Genomic DNA, 15151 nt, shown 5'->3' on the forward strand with positions numbered 1-15151 from the left:
GGAAAAGTCCGTCATGACGTGGCTCATCGCCGTTTCCGGGACGTGGCTCTCGGCTTGCGCAGTGCGCCCGTGGTCGCTCAGCGGCTGTCGCGGGCGGCGCGGCGGATGAGGTCGGTGACCGCCGCGGGTTCGGAGACCGAGACCGCGTGTGAGGCGTCCTTGACGGTGACGGTGCGGGCGTCGGCGCGTTCGGCCATCCACTGCTGGGCCTTGGGCGGGATGTTGTAGTCCTGGCCGGCGATCAGAGCGTAGGACCGGATGTCCTTCCAGGCGGCCTTGGTGGCCTTCTCCTCCAGGGCGAGGGTGGAGACCGGCCGCTGGGTGGCGGCCATGATCGCGGCGGTCGTGGCAGGCACGTCGGCGGCGAACTGCTTGTGGAACTTGACCTGCTTGATGGTCAGCTCGGTGCCGGCGCCTCCGCCGGGCAGCGGGTAGGAGGCGGTGCTCAGGGTCTCGCCCAGGGTGCTGCCGGGGAACTTGCCGGCCAGTTCGCCGGCGCTCTCACCGGCGTCGGGGATGAACGCGGCGATGTAGACCAGTGCCTTGACGTCCGGGTCGCCGGCGGCCGCCTCGGTGATGACCGAGCCGCCGTAGGAGTGGCCGGCCAGGACCACGGGCCCGTCCACGGTGTCCAGGACGCTGCGCACGTAGGCGGCGTCGTCACTCAGCCCGCGCAGGGGGTTGGCCGCGGCGACGACGCGGTAGCCGTCGCGGTGCAGGCGCCGGATGACGTCGGACCAGCTGGAGGCGTCGGCGAAGGCGCCGTGGACGAGCACGATGGTCGGCTGGGCCTTGGCCGTCTCGTCGTTCTGCGAGGCGGCGGCGCTGCTGCTGGTCACGGTGGCGGCCAGTAGCGAGCCGGCCACGACCGGAGCCAGGGCCACGGTGACGAGGGTGCGAACGACCGAGCGGGTGCGGGAGATACGGGACATAGCGGATTCCTTGGAGGTTGTTGCCGGCAGATGGCGGTCCTGCGGGGGATACGTGCTCTCCGCTATGGCCACCGAGAGCGTGTTGACCGGACATGCCCCCGCCACGGAGGCGGGGCGACGCCCGCGCATCGGCGACGAGCGCCGTGAGGCTTGGATGACGGCTCGGCGGATCGCCCGTTCGAAGGCGACCTGCCGAGCCGGCCGATGTTACCGCCCCTCGCGGTGGCTGAGGTGCCGGCCGGTTGTGGCGGGAGGGCTGTCATGCGACGGTTTGGACGGCCTTGAGGATGACGTCGGCGACGGCGGTGGGCTGGGAGGCGGGCAACGCGTGCGAGGCGCCGGCGATCTCCACCTGCTCGCGGGCGCCGGCCCGTTCCGCCATGAACCGGTGCGCGGCAAGCGGGATGTTGAAGTCCAGCTCGGGATAGACGAACCAGGACGGCAGGTCCCGCCAGGCCGGCGGACCGGACTTTTCATGCAGCGCCCGGTCGTTCAACGGCCGCTGGGTCACGGCGTCCAGAGCGGCGCGTTCCGGCGTCAGGTCTGCGGCGAACTGCGCATGGTAGCGCTCCTGGCGGATGTACAGATCGGTGCTGCCATCGGGCAGCGGGACCGGGTTCAGCGTGTCGCCCAGCGTGCTGCCGGGGAAGCGGCCGCTCAGCTCGGCGATGCTCTCGCCCTCTTCGGGGGCGAACGCGGCCACGAACACCAGCGCCTTGACGCGGTCGTCGCCGCGGACGGCGTTCGAGATGACCTGACCGCCGTAGGAATGGCCGACCAGGACGACCGGGCCGTCGAGGGAGGAAACCAGGCCGGCGACGACGTCGGCGTCGCCCGACAGGCTGCGCAGCGGGTTGGCGGCGGCGATCACGCTCAGGTCGTGCTCGCGCAGCCTGGTGATGACGCCGTTCCAGCTGGCCGACTCGGCGAAGGCCCCATGGACGAGGACGATGGTGGGCGAAGTGGTCATGAGCTCTCCTGGTCGGTCTTCAGGGCGGTGGACAGGAAGTCGATGGCCTGTCGGATGGCGCTTTCAGCGGCCTGGGTGCCGCGCAGGGCGTTGAGCATCACGAAGTCGTGGATGATGCCTTGGTAGCGCACGGCGGTGACGGCGACGCCGGCCGCGCGCAGCTTGTTCGCGTACGCCTCGCCCTCGTCGCGCAGCACATCGGCCTCGGCGGTGATGACGAGTGCCGGCGGCAGCCCGGCCAGTTCCTCCAGGCCGGCCCGCAGCGGCGAGGCGGTGATCTGGTCACGCTCGGCGGCGTCGGTGGTGTATTGGTCCCAGAACCACTGCATGCCGTCACGGCGCAGGAAGTATCCCTCGGCGAACTCGTGGTAGGAGCCGGTGTCGAAGGCGGCGTCGGTGACCGGGTAGAACAGCACCTGCGCGGCCAGCGGGATCCCGCCGCGCTCCTTGGCCATGAGCGTGAGGGCGATGGCCATGTTGCCGCCGACCGAGTCTCCGGCGACCGCCAGGCGGGAGGCGTCCAGGTCATGGGCGGCGCCATGCTCGATGACCCAGCGGGCGGCGGTGTGGACCTGTTCGATCGCGACCGGGTAGCGGGCCTCGGGAGAGGCGCTGTAGTTGACGAACACCACCGACGCGCCGACGCCGAGGGCCAGCTCGCGGGCGAGGCGGCCGTGGGTGTGGTCGTTGCCGAACACCCAGCCGGCTCCGTGCACGTAGATGATCACCGGTAGGGGGCCCGTCGCGCCTGTCGGCCGGAAGACGCTCACCGTCAGCCCGTCGGCGACCGGGAGGATCTCCTTGCTGGTGCCGGGCACTTCGATCTCGGGCGTCTGGGCCTGGTCCACGGCCTTGCGGCCGTCGGCGGGATCGAGGTCGAACAGGTAGGGCGGGTCGGCGGTGGCCTCGGCGAAGGCCTGCGCGGCATCTTCGAGAACGGGTTTGTCGGTGGGCATCCTGGCCTCTTTCCCTGTGCATGACGTGCCGCCGCCGCGGCCTCACGCCCGTCATCCTGGCAAACCACGCTTTCCGTACACATCAGTAAATTGACTGGTCTGTCGCAGGCTGCCGACGGAAGAGAGAGGGACCTATCGCCTCCGGGTGTGGACAAGGCGGACTGCCGGTGTCAGCTCCGGTCGGCCAGGGCCTCTTTGAGGAAGCGGCCGCCCTGTCTGAGTGCGGCCACGGTGGGCGGGCTGTCGCGCAGCGGGTTCAGTGACGCGAAGTCGTGGACCGTGCCCAGGTAGCGCACGCAGGTCACCGGCACTCCCGCCCGCCGCAGCAGGCCGGCGTACTGCTCGGCCTCGTCCCTTACGACGTCGGCCTCCGCCGACACGACCAGAGCGCGGGGCAGTCCGGCGAGGTCCGCCGTGGTGGCGTGCAGCGGCGAGGCGGTGGGTTCGGCGAGTTCACTGCTGTGGTCGCTGTACTGCTGCCAGTACCACTCCAAAGCCGCGCGCGTCAGGAGGTAGCCGGACGCGAACTGTTTCCGGGACGCGGTGTCGCAGTACGGGGCGGTCGTCGGGTAGTACAGCAGTTGCGCGCGGATGCGGGGGCCGCCGCGCTGCTTGGCCATCATGGTGAGCGCCGTGGCCAAGGTCGCGCCGGCGCAGTCGCCGGCCACCGCCAGCCTCCGGCCGTCCAGGTCCAGGCCAGGGGCCTGCTCGACCAGCCAGGTCAGCACCGCATACGACTCCTCCAGCGCGACCGGGTAGCGGGCCTCCGGGGTGCGGGTGTACTCGGGGACCACGAATGCGGCGGCGCTGGCGACCGCGAGCTCGCAGATCATGCGTGCGTGGGTCCGCGCGTCGCCGAGCATCCAGCAGCCGCCGTGCAGGTACACGACCACGGGCAAAGGACCGGCCGCCCGTGCGGGCCGGAAGATCCAGAAGCCGGCGAGCCCGGAGGGGCCCACCGGCGCCACGGCGTAATCGGCGTCCACGCCGAAGTCGTCGTACGCGTGGCCCTGGATCTCCAGCAACGCCTGCCGTCCATCGACCGGGCCGAGCTGGTGCAGGTAGGGCGGCGCGGCCGAGGCGTCGACCAGTCGCTGGACGAGGGGGTCGAGGACGAGGGCCGAACGGTCGTGTCCCCGTGGGCCCGTGACGGGCTCGAAACTCACGCGCTCCACCTTTCCTGTCGTCGAAGGGATCATCATGCAGCGGCCCACCGGCCGCCGCAGCGAGCGCCCTCGCCTTCGCCCTCGGTCCGCAAAGGTCGCAAGGGTCGCAAGGGCCGCAAAGCGGCGTCCACCGGACGGCTCGACGCGGCGGTCACAGATCGCCCAGCAGGGCCCGAAGCTGGTTGCGGCTGCTCACACCAAGCTTCGGATACACGTTATAGAGGTGGGAGCCGACCGTGCGGGGCGAGAGCATCAATTGCTCGGCGATCTCCCGGTTACGCAGTCCCTGCGCCGCCAGGCGGACGATCTCGCGCTGCTGGGTGGTCAGCCCCGCTAGCGGGTCGGCCGGGGCAGGCGCGGTGGCGACGCCGCTGGCCCGCAGTTCCGCGCGTGCCTCTTCGGCCAGGCCGATCGCGCCGAGCCGGGTGAACGACTCCAGTGCCGTGGCCAGGAGCGGGCGGGCGTCCAGGGGGCGCCGTTTCCTGCGCAGCCACTGGCCGTAGTGGAGCCTTGCCTGCGCGCGGGCCAGCGGCCACTGCTCGCCCGCCGGGTTCACCGTGGCGAGCCGGAAGTGGTGCTCGGCGTCCTTGGGATCGCCGGTCAGCGCGGCGGCGTGGTGAAGCAGCAGCGTCATCCGGGTGGTCGGCCGTGGGCCCAGCGCGGCGCGCACCGCCACGACGATGTGCGCCACCTCTTCCTGTCTGCCCGTCCGCTGGGCGGCCGCAGCCAGATCCGTGATCGCGCGGTGGGACAAGAAGTAGTGCAAAGGAGCGCCGTCCTCGTCGAACAGCAGCCGTAAGTGGCGGAACGCGCCGTCGAAGTCGCCGGCTGCGGCGGCGGCGGTGCCGGCGGCGCGCAGCAGGCGCGCGTGCGTGGCGCGGTTCTCCTCCAGCCCGACGGCCATCCACGCCGGGTCGGCCGGCATGACGGCGGGCTGCCCGCGCAGGGCCTGCAGGGTGATCCGCAGCGCCTCGACGTCGATCTCCAGGTGCCTCAGCTTTTGGACCGCCGTCAGCGTTGCCGTCATCTCCAGATGCTCGTCGGCCTCCGCCCACCGCCCGGTGTCGATCAGCGCCGATGCCATCGTCGCGAGCGAGGGTCCGGCAGAGCCCATGGACCCGTACGCCGCCAGCATGGCGTATGCCTGCCGGAAGAACTCCACGCACAGGCCGGACTCGTCGGCGTACGAAGCGACCGCGCCGAACGTGTGCAAGCGGGTCATCTTCGCCACGTCGTCCTCCGCCTCCGGCGGGTCAGGCCGCCGGAGTATCCGCCGCAGCAGCTCGGGGGCGGTCCTCGGATCGGCCCCGGCCAGGGCCGCGGCCCGCACTCCGTCGGAGGTTTCGGCCGTCCTCAGTTCGGGGTAGGGCGTGTCTCGGCCGTCGGCGTCGATTCCCTCGAGAAGAGCCGCGATCGGACGCCTGATCTCGGGCAGCCCGGACTGGAATGCGACCGCGTGCATGTTGGACGCAAGAGCGAGCACCGTCATGCCATCCCGGGGCTGATCCGGCTCGAGGGCGCTCATGAGCACCTGGAACGCCTCCCGTTGGCGGCCGAGCAGCGACAGGGCCAAGCCGGCTCCGCACGCCGCGATGCCAAGTACATCGGGATCACGCGTCAGTGCGATGACCCTGCCGTACAACTCGCGTACCCACGAAGGGTCGCCGGCGTTGTTGGCGGCTCTCAGCGCCTTGGCGTACCGGCGTGCCCGATCGGCGGGTACGGGGCTGCACTCCGCCGACCGCTCGAGCGCCCGCGCCGCCGCGAAGAAACCGCCGCGCCGCTCGGCGAGCTCCGCGGTGTCCTCCAGCGCCGCCGCCACCGACTCGTCGTGGCCGAGACACGCGGCAGCCAGATGCCAGGCCCGGCGGGCCGGATCAGCTGTCAGCACCGCCGCCAAATCCCGATGCGCCTGCTGCCTGAGGTAGGCCGGGGCCCCGTGATAGGAGCCCGCACGCGCCAGCGGATGCCGGAAGGCGACCCGCCCGTCCACGACGGTGACCAGGCCGGCGTCCTCGGCGGGAGCCCATACCGCGAGGTCCGGCCCCGCGCCGGTGGCGGCCATGATCGTGGCCAGGTCTTCGTACTGCGACGCCGCCGCCGCGTACAGGATCAGCCGCTGGGTGATCTCCGGCAGGCCGCGCAGGCGTGCGGCGTACATCTGCTGGATGCGCTCGGTCTGCGGCAGCCCACCACCGGGCATCCCTTCCGGGCCGCCCGTCCTGGTCGCCCGGCACAGTTCGATGATGGCCAGCGGATTCCCACCGGACTGCTGGAGCACATCGATGCGAGTTCGGCCGGTCGGCGGGTGCGGCTGAGCGTCCACGAGTTCGGTCGCGGCCTGCTCGGTCAGCGGCCCCAGAAGCAGCGTGGGCAGGTTACCGGCGACACCCTCCGGAGGCGTCTGCCCACGCGCCGCCAGCAGCACCGAAACGTCCTCCGTCGAGATACGGCGGGCCACGAAGCCCAGAACGTCGAGAGAGTCCCGGTCGCAGTGCTGGACGTCGTCCACGGCAAGCAAGACGGGCTGCCGCAGGGAGACGCCGGTCAGCAACGTCAGGACCGCCACACGCAGCAGCGTCGGGTCAGGCTGCCCGCCCGCCGGAGCGATGCCCACCGCACTCTCCAACGCTTCCCGCAGATGCTCGGCAAGCGTGCCGGCCTCCGGCAGGACAGGAAGAAGTAACTGGTGCAAGGACGCGAAGGACTGCTGCGACTCCGCCTCGCTGCCCTGACACGCCAGTACGGCCCATCCGCTGCCGCGCGCATGGTCGGCGGCGGCAGCCACCAAGCTTGTCTTGCCGGCGCCGGCCTCGCCGAGCAGGAGCAGCATCCGCGATCTGCCGCGATCCGCCTCGATGACGTCCAGGACGCGACGGATCTCGGATTGCCGGCCGACCAGTGTCATAGCAGGCTCGGCCGCACGTGCGGCGCTGTGCCCGCCGTCTCTACGACGCGTGCTCCGGAGGGACCGGTGGACCGTGCGGGAGGGGCACAACCGGTCAGTTCATCCACGGCGTGCTTCCTCTCCCATTGCTGCACAGTCCCGAGCCTGGCGACTACTCGACCATTCCGGCCACAGCACGGAGCGGATTTACGCATTCTCCCATCTTTCTCACCCAACGGCGGCTCAGGACACGTTCGGGAGAAGTTCCCGGGCCGAGCTGCGAACGGGCCGCTGATTACCCAGTTCAGAGCGGGTTCGGCGGCTCATCGCACCGGTATCGCCTTCGTCAGCCATGTTGAATTCCCGCCCCTCATCGCGTACCGCTCCTTACTAGGGTGTGAACGTCTGCGCGGGGGTCCACTGATGGAGCGGGTTGCCGGTCTGGCAGTTGCCGACGCCCACCACGGCGTTGCCGCGCGTGTTGGGCCGTGCGCTGACCAGGCACTTCTTGGTCGCGAAGTTCTGGATGGTGAAGGCGTCCTTGAAGGGAGCCGGAGCATCCACCGCCAGCTTGAACGCCCACTTCTGGCTCTGCTTGCCGCCCACGCACCGGGCCACGAACAGCTGACTGGCTCTGTCGGCCTCCAGGCACATGGTCTGTCCCCGGACGAGCTTCCTGCTGACGAGCTTGCCGCCGTTGATGAAGTTCCACTGCTGCTCAACGTCGTTGCCGCCGCGGGCGAAGCGGCTGAACACCTTGCCCTTACCGCTGCCGCCGACGTCGCCGACCTCCAACGTCAGGCTCGTCTTGCGGTTTCTGATGCTCAGAGTGCCGGTTGGAGGTGCAGCGGCCGCGGCTGTGACGGCGCCGGCGGAGGCTGCGGTGGAAGCAGCAGCGGGCGAGGCGATGGCCGTGGCGACCAGAGCTGCGTTCACGGCGCCGATCATCGCGCGACGCAAGGGGATAGGGGTGGCACCAGCCAGCGGGGCACGCTTCAAGGTCTTCTCCTTGTTCCGACGGGTTGCTTCGACAAGCCGCGGCAAGGCATTCGCCATACGCGGCACGGCCCAGCCCGCATCATGAGCGGGCCCAGGCAAGGCCGAACCTAGGCACGGGCACAGTCCACATCCCAGGCCATTTCTGGGCCGGTCGCTGCTCACGCGCCACCCCGCCTGTCCGCAAGGTGCCCGACGCCCGGAACCTGTCAAACCTGATGAGACATCAGGTTGCTTCTGTGGTTTGTAGTGGAGTGTCCGGTAGTGCTGTGGGCGGCTGGTTGATCCATACCTTGGTCGGCAGCGGCGGTGGGCCCGCCTGCCCCGCCGGGAGGATCCGTAGGGCGCCGCGCACTGACGCAGAGAACCCTCTGCCCCGTCGTGCAGAAATCGACGCGAGAACGCGACCTCACATGGTCCCGGTGCCTAGGCCTGAGGCCGCTGTTGAATGACGGCGGCTCCAGCGGGTTCGAGCGTGAGGTCATAGCCGAGGGCGAACCGGCACGGCCGCGATGGCCTCGGCGTCGCCGAGATGGGGAGCGGCGCTGCGCCGGAGTCGGTGGAGGTCGAGTCCGGCGTACTTGGGGTGCCACCGGAATACGGCTGGCATGGGCCGCCGAGCGGCAGGGACTTCTCGGACACAGGTTTTCGGACGGCATTCGTGCAGGTGGGCTCGCCGTCCGAGAACGTGCACCTGGACAGCGAGCGACCGGCCTTGCAACGTCCCAGGTCAGAGGCTCGGCGGCCTGAATCTTCCCTATTCCGGTGGCACCCGAAGAACGCGAACACACTGCCGCGGGAATCAGCTTCCGGCAGGTCTGCCCAAGGCGCGCAGCCTCTCCTCGCCGCCATGAGGGAGTGAACTTGTCTCGATCACGGTGCCCCGCTGCTGTCGTGGAGAATCATTGGCCTGGGGGTGCAGGTGTTCTCATCGGCAGTTCTTGGCGGGCGGTGAGCAGAATTGGACCTCGGGGTAGCGCGGGGAGGGCTTGTCGAGCAGGGGTTGAGGCTTGCCGCGCAGGTGCAGGTCGAGGAAGGCTGCGACGTACTTGCGGGTGATGTCCATCGAGCGGGTTTCCTTCAGGCCGCTGCCGAGGTCCGCGCCGAGCTGCTGGATCAGCATGTCGTAGTCGGTGAAGGACGGGTGCAGCGCCCCCTTCACCACCAGCCAGCGTTTCCACCCGGTCATGTGCTGCCAGTCACGTTTCCATGTGTCGTCCTTGCCTTCGGGGGTGTGCAGCTTCGGCTCGCCCATGAGCATGAACGGGCGTGCCAGTCCGCTCTTGGGGATCGGGAGGAAGAACCTGCCGTCCATGTTGATCCCGGCGCGCACTCGGGAGTCCTTCAGCATGGTCTCGGGGGCGGCGGCGCCTCCGAGGGACTGGCCCGCCATCGCGATCCGGGCCGGATCGATCAGGGCGCCGCCCTTCCACTTGGGGCGGGGACCGGTCAGCTGGTCGAGCACGAAGGAGATGTCGATCGCCCGGCTCCGGATCATCGTTCGACCGAAGGCGTCGGGGTGGGCGTTGTCGTCGGTTTCGATCTCGCAGGCGGCGCAACTGGTGACTCGGCCGTCGGGGAAGGTGGTGGCGAAGTTCTCGTAGGTGTGGTCGATGCTCGCCACCACGTACCCTCTGCTGGCCAGGTCCTCGGCCAGACCCGTCATCGAGGTGCGCAGCCAGGTGAAGCCTGGTGACAGCACCACGAGCGGCAGGCTGCGCCGGCGTCCGGCCGGTTCGGCGTCGGTGAAGGCGTTCGTCCGCGTCCGGCTCAGCGCTGTGGGCGGTATCTTCTCCAGTTCCGGCTTCGCCACGCCCTTTATGAGCAGCTCCGACTCCTTGGGCGTCACGTACGGCGCGCGCCGTCCGTCACGCGCGGCCGTCGGGTACCACAGGGAGACCATGAGCTCGCGGGTCTTGGCGGAGGGAACCCACGGGTCACGGCGGGAGGCGTCGGTCAGGTGCAGAGAGGTCGTGCCGACCCGGTGCGGGCCGGTCGGCTTGGGCAGGAACGGCGTACCGGCTGCCGCGGCCGCGCCCGGCGCGCACAGGGCGGAGGCGGTGAGGGCGAGCAGCCCTGCGACGGTGGCCAGAAGCGCCGGCCATTTCCGTGCTGGGCGGGTGTTGTCATGTGGCATGGGTTGATCTTGCAGCTCGGGATCGGCGCCCGGCACCGGCCGCAGGTACCGTTGCCGCCGTTCCCAGCCGTACTTTCGACCGATTCCAGGCGGGGACGGAGGTGATCATGGCTGGGTTGCGGAGTTTCGTGTGGGCCCGTATGTGATCCAACGGCGCGCGGAGTGGGCCAAGCGGCTTGGCATGAGGTGGCCGCTCAGCTGATGTCTGCGACACCAGCCGTCTCGCGGCGGGTAGACCTGAACAACTCCGCTCGAAACCGTCCGGAACAACATGTCGTCCCACGGGGCAGCATGTGTCCGCGAGCCGACAGTGGGCGATGAGGACAACCTCGCCGACTGGCTGGCCACCAAGATCTGCCCGGTGGAGATGTCGCGGGATCGGCTGCGCGGCGCGCTACTGGCGCGTTGCCGCGAACACAGGATCGAGCCGCCGAAGACGACCCGGATGGAACGCGTGCTGGGCGCGCGGAGGAGATGTTCAAGCAGAACTTCACCGTCACGACCATGGAGCGCTTGTCGTTCGACGGGCCGGGCCGGGGTGGGCTCGGGTTCGGCTGTGACTTGGATCGTTTGATGACGTGATTTTGGGATCGCTATTTGTCGTGGTCCATCCTGGCTGGAACCGTTGTACCTCACGCCCTATGTCGACCCACTGGTCTTCAGGGTGCTCGAGCCTTGCGGTCATAGGCCTTCGACGTAGCCAGCGGCGATGTCGTCGGGTGGGTTGGTATATAGGCGCAGGTAGCGGTCATTGGCGTGACCGAGGCGGCGTTCGAGTTCGGCGCGGTTGTGGTCGGAGGTTTGCGACAGCGCGTAGGCGAAGGTGTGACGGGCGTCGTGCGGGTGCAGGGTGCCCAGGTTGCGGTCGGGATCCATGGTCTGGGCGTCGTGCAGGCGGCCGATCTCGCCGACGATGGTGTTGATCGAGCGGGCTGAGAGGCGGCCGTCGGGGCGGCGGGCGACGATCGAGGCGGCCGACAGGAACAGCGCGGCCGCCTCGATGCTGGCGGCGGCGTCGCCGGGCCGTTCGCCGCGCAGGTAGTCGGCCAGCGCCTGGCGGGCGTCGTGGCCGAGGAACACGGTCCGGCTGGTGCGGCCCTTGCCTCGCACGCCGGTCAGGCGCGCCTTCTTGGCCTGGCGCAACCGGTCCGGGTCGGCCGGTTCCAGTTGGGCAAGGTCCAGGCCGACCACCTCTGCGCGGCGAAGCCCGGTGCCGAACTGCAGGTAGACGATGGCCCGGTCGCGCAGCGGGCGCGCATGGGCGTGTGCACGCGCGCCAGCGCCGCGGCGACGGCGGCCCTTGAGCTCGTGAAAGACCTCGATCCGGTCCACGACGTTCTTGAGGGTGCGCACCTGGGCGGCAGCCAGCGCTCGCGGCTGCGGGGCGGGCAGCGGCAACAGTGCCACCTGCTTGGTCGGATCGCCGTGGCGCAGCAGGGCGGCCGGGGCGACGCGGTGATCCAGGAGAACAGCGCCGACAGGTGCGCGAGATGGTTATTGACGGTCGCGGCGGCCATCGGCGCCACCTTGCCGTCGCGGCCGAGGTTGCCGGCGGCGAACAGGTGGTCGCGCCAGGCGGTGACCTCGCGCACGGTGACGGAAGAGAGCCGGTCGTGCCCGAGCCCGTCGACAATCCAAACGCCGAAGCGCTCCAGATGACGGGAGATCTTGGCGGTGACCTCCGCCGAGCGGACTCCGCGCACGGCCAGATCGAGGTAGCGCTCCACCCACGCGAGGAGGCTGTCGTCGGCCGGATCGAGCCGCTCGGGAAGCCCAACCACCTTTCGTGAAGTGATTTCGGCGCGGTCCAACCCGGGGGACGGATCAGTCGACCTGGGCGTCCGGTGAGGCATGCCACCAGGTCACTTCATGGAAGGGCTGTTTCCTGAAGAGAACCGGCGCCGGATGGGGTCGGCCACACTCATGAAGAGGAAAGCACGCGCCGTTAAATGGACACGTCCTATTGCCGCAACGGTGAGGGCGCCTTGGGACGCCCTCACCGTTGCGGATCAGCCGACGGCGTAGGCACGGGTGATCAACTGGGTCACCCCGTCGCCAGCGGTGTCGGTGACTGCCGCGCGGAGGGAGATGAACCCGGCCGTACGGGGGTTCGTCAGCGTGGCGGTCCAGCCGGAGCCGGTGCGGGTGACCGGGACGGGACGCCAGGTGGCGCCGTCGTCGGCGGACACCTCCAGCCGGATCGATCTCGTCTCTGCCTTCGTGGAGCCGGGGTTGCGCTCGACCCACATGGGCATGCGGGTTGTGCTGCCGGGCTTGGCGCGGTTGGAGTCGTCCAGGCCCTCGGGGCTGTAGCGGACGGCCATCAGGGGCAGCGGCTGTCGCTTGGCGGTGGTCGTGGACGGGAACGTCCAGACCGATTTCACCTCCGTGGAGAGCGTGGCCTGCCGGCGCATCGACGTGGTCAGCGTGTAGGCGCCGGATCCGGCGGGCAGGTCGGCGCGCAGTCCGCAGCTCTGCGGTTGGTGGGCGTCGCAGTCGGCGAGGTCGGCGGTGGCCAGCGCCTTGCCGTCCTTGGCGAGGGTGGCGGTGCCGGTGGCGGCGGTGTCGGAGCCGGTCCTGCCCGGCTGCCCGTCGGCGAACATCGCCGTCGCGGCGAAGGTCAGGCTGTCGCCGGTGCGGTGGCCGGCCGGCAGCAGGAACGACGGCCCGGTGACGGCTGCGTTCCAGACTTCGCTGGTGTGACCGCGTTTCATGAGCTTGCCGCCGTCGGAGGTCAGCGCGGTGCCGACCTGGAGGCTGCTGTCGTAGACCAGACCCGGAGTCCGATAGTGGACGAGCGTGCCGGGCAGCGCGATGTCACCTACCGACGAAACCGGGAACTCAACCATCGAATCGCCGACGTGCAGGCTGACCAGGGGTGAGCCCGTGGCGGCCGCTCCGGAGGCTCGGTAGGTCGCGGTGACCTTGGCCAGTTCCTTCTTTCTGGCGTGGTAGGTGGGATCGTCCGGAAGACCGCCGCTGCGCCGGTCGACCAGGGTGTAGACGTACGGGCTGGGCGAGAGGTCCTTGCTGAGCCACGTGGTCGCCAGGGTGTAGGTCAGACCTGGTGACGCGGCGGGGATGACGAAGACCTGGGAGTTGGCGTCAAGGCCGAACATGCGGCTCCAGAGGTTCCACGCGCCGTGGTCCAGCCCGAGGGAGGAGACGCGCTGGAGTTGGGCGCTCGGGTCGTCGACGGTGATTTTCACCGGCTTGCCCTGACGTGTGTCCACGGTGAGCCGCTGGTCGCTGCCGTCAACCTTCAGCGGGGAGTCGGCGATCGTCAGCACAGGCTGCCCGTCGATCTTCTCTCTGATGCTGGTGTAGAGGTTCCAGTCTCCTTTGGGCAGTCGTACGGTGGCCGTCCCGTTCTGGAAGGACAGCGCGTGGACGGTCCCGGACTCGGCCTCGTAGATCTCGCCTGCCTGGGGGTTGACCGGCAGGCCCTGCCTGCCGACGACGGTGATGGTGACGTCGTAGGACTCCGGCTCGACGTACGCGCCGGCCAGCGTGCGGATCACCGTCTCGCCCGACCTGGCGGTGACCGTTCCCGGGTACTCGTCCGGGGCCTTCCCGCTCGCGTCGATGGTGAGCGTGACCGACGCCTCGCCCTTGGCCGGGACCGTGACCTGGTCGGACGGCAGTTTCAGCACCTCGCTGTCCGCCGACAGGCTGAGGGCGACCGGGGTGTCGCCCGCGTTGGCGTAGGTGATCGTCTTGGTCGCGGTCCGGCCGCCGGTGCCGTTCCAGGGAAAAGCCGCCCACACGTTGGCCTGCTTGGGCACGACCTGCTGCCGCAGCGCGCGTACCAGGTCGATCGTCCCGGCGCCCTGCTGATAGATCGTCGCGTCCTGGACCGGGGCGGCGCTGCCGATCAGCGCGGACTTGATCTGCGCGCCCGTCCAGTCCGGGTGGCGCTGAGCCAGGATCGCCGCCGCTCCCGCCATGTGCGGGGCGGCCATCGAGGTGCCGCTCATCGATCGGTAGCCGCCCCCGACGGCGGCGGCCATGATGTCGACCCCGGGCGCGGCCACGTCCGGTTTGATCGCGTGGTCGCCCACGCGCGGCCCCTGGCTGGAGAAGTCGGCCATCCGGCCCTGCTTGTCCACCGCGCCCACAGTGAGTGCCGCCTCGGCGCTGGCGGGACTGATCACACTGCCCTTGACGCCGTCGTTCCCCGCCGCCGCGACGAACAGTGCGCCGGTCTGTTCCGACAGCGTGTTGACCGCCTGCTCCAGCGGATCCAGCTCCGGGCCGTCAGGACCGCCCCAGCTCATGTTGACGATCTTGGCCTTCACCTCGACGGCGGCCCACTCCATGCCGGCAAGGCCTTCAGACTCGGTCAGGCTATTGCCTTCGCCCACCTTTCCGATGGCCAGGCTCGCCTCCGGGGCCACGCCCCGGAACTTCTCGCCTCTGCCGGCCACGATCGAGGCGACGTGGGTGCCGTGGCCATTGTTGTCGCGCATATCCGGTTCCTTGCTGAATTTCCCCTCATGCGTCACTGCGTCCTTAAGGTCCGGATGGTCAGGGTCGTAGCCGGAGTCGAGGACCGCGACCGTGACGCCCTTGCCCGTCAGGCCCTGCTGCCACGCCTGCGGCGCGCCGATTTGCTTGACGCTCTCGTCCAACGAGAAGCTCCTGCGGCCGTCCAGCCACAACTTGGTACGGCCCGCCACCAGAGTGCGAGCTCCCGTGAGAGTCCGCCAGGTCTGCGAGGCGTTCGCCTTGGACACACGTGCCGCGCTCATGCCCAGACTGGACAGCCGCCGCACCTGCGAGGAACCCAGTGGTGTGGTGATGCCCTGCTCGATGACGGGGATGTCGGGGGTGTCGGCGTCGCCGTACCGCCAGGCCAGCAGCTGGGTGATGTCGAACAACCGCCGGTCCAGCACACCCTGCGCGAGCAACGGCGCGGCGTCGGACGGGATTACATACAGGTGGCCCCCGCGCACCTGGCTGGAGAAGTCGACATGCCTGCCAGGCCCTGGCTCCACGCGATGCCCCTGGGCGGTGACCACCACCCGATCACCGGTGATCAGCGTCACCCCGTTCACCGGTGGGGATGGAGCCTGTGATGCCGGTGCCTGTGTGGGTGTGACACCGA

General features: G+C 69.8%; 10 protein-coding genes. 1 reads left to right on the forward strand and 9 read right to left on the reverse strand.

What is annotated here, in order from left to right; genetic code table 11:
- Positions 1 to 77 precede the first annotated feature (77 nt).
- The 8 genes from EDD27_RS00730 to EDD27_RS00765 form a co-directional block, all read right to left on the reverse strand.
- A complete protein-coding gene (locus EDD27_RS00730; RefSeq protein ID WP_127930586.1) occupies positions 78 to 932 on the reverse strand; it encodes an alpha/beta fold hydrolase in 855 nt (284 codons plus the stop codon).
- A gap of 259 nt (positions 933 to 1191) precedes the next feature.
- Entirely contained in the window at positions 1192 to 1902 is a 711-nt protein-coding gene (locus EDD27_RS00735; RefSeq protein ID WP_127930587.1) for an alpha/beta fold hydrolase, read from the reverse strand.
- Complete coding sequence (locus EDD27_RS00740) at positions 1899 to 2858, reverse strand: alpha/beta hydrolase (RefSeq protein WP_127930588.1); 960 nt, start codon at positions 2856 to 2858, stop codon at positions 1899 to 1901. The genes EDD27_RS00735 and EDD27_RS00740 overlap by 4 nt, the downstream gene beginning before the upstream one ends.
- Before the next feature lie 170 nt (positions 2859 to 3028).
- The gene (locus EDD27_RS00745) at positions 3029 to 4024 is read right to left on the reverse strand and encodes an alpha/beta hydrolase (protein ID WP_206641182.1); all 996 of its coding nucleotides are present in this window, start codon (positions 4022 to 4024) and stop codon (positions 3029 to 3031) included.
- A 151-nt stretch (positions 4025 to 4175) separates the two neighbouring features.
- On the reverse strand, positions 4176 to 6932 hold the full coding sequence (locus EDD27_RS00750; protein WP_127930589.1) for an ATP-binding protein: 2757 nt from the start codon (positions 6930 to 6932) through the stop codon (positions 4176 to 4178).
- Positions 6933 to 7301: 369 nt separating this feature from the next.
- Complete coding sequence (locus tag EDD27_RS00755; protein ID WP_127930590.1) at positions 7302 to 7847, reverse strand: RICIN domain-containing protein; 546 nt, start codon at positions 7845 to 7847, stop codon at positions 7302 to 7304.
- A 988-nt stretch (positions 7848 to 8835) separates the two neighbouring features.
- Positions 8836 to 10044 (reverse strand): alpha/beta hydrolase family protein, encoded by a 1209-nt coding sequence (locus EDD27_RS00760; RefSeq protein WP_127930591.1) that lies wholly within the window; start codon positions 10042 to 10044, stop codon positions 8836 to 8838.
- Positions 10045 to 10725: 681 nt separating this feature from the next.
- A complete protein-coding gene (locus EDD27_RS00765) occupies positions 10726 to 11442 on the reverse strand; it encodes a tyrosine-type recombinase/integrase (protein ID WP_164903406.1) in 717 nt (238 codons plus the stop codon).
- An 83-nt stretch (positions 11443 to 11525) separates the two neighbouring features.
- Between EDD27_RS00765 and EDD27_RS00770 the strand changes: the two genes are divergently transcribed.
- Entirely contained in the window at positions 11526 to 11834 is a 309-nt protein-coding gene (locus EDD27_RS00770; RefSeq protein WP_127930593.1) for a hypothetical protein, read from the forward strand.
- Between the two features lie 219 nt (positions 11835 to 12053).
- On the opposite strand, the gene EDD27_RS00775 is transcribed toward EDD27_RS00770, so the two are convergent.
- Entirely contained in the window at positions 12054 to 15092 is a 3039-nt protein-coding gene (locus tag EDD27_RS00775; protein ID WP_164903407.1) for a S8 family serine peptidase, read from the reverse strand.
- Positions 15093 to 15151 lie beyond the last annotated feature (59 nt).

It is taken from the genome of Nonomuraea polychroma, from assembly GCF_004011505.1.
Lineage (GTDB): Bacteria > Actinomycetota > Actinomycetes > Streptosporangiales > Streptosporangiaceae > Nonomuraea > Nonomuraea polychroma.

What these genes read in the sequence shown, in the direction of transcription:
- EDD27_RS00760 (WP_127930591.1), bottom strand. Translation starts at nt 10,044, where the DNA reads ATGCCACATGACAACACCCGCCCAGCACGGAAATGGCCGGCGCTTCTG.
- EDD27_RS00735 (WP_127930587.1), bottom strand. Translation starts at nt 1,902, where the DNA reads ATGACCACTTCGCCCACCATCGTCCTCGTCCATGGGGCCTTCGCCGAG.
- EDD27_RS00730 (WP_127930586.1), bottom strand. Translation starts at nt 932, where the DNA reads ATGTCCCGTATCTCCCGCACCCGCTCGGTCGTTCGCACCCTCGTCACC.
- EDD27_RS00750 (WP_127930589.1), bottom strand. Translation starts at nt 6,932, where the DNA reads ATGACACTGGTCGGCCGGCAATCCGAGATCCGTCGCGTCCTGGACGTC.
- EDD27_RS00740 (WP_127930588.1), bottom strand. Translation starts at nt 2,858, where the DNA reads ATGCCCACCGACAAACCCGTTCTCGAAGATGCCGCGCAGGCCTTCGCC.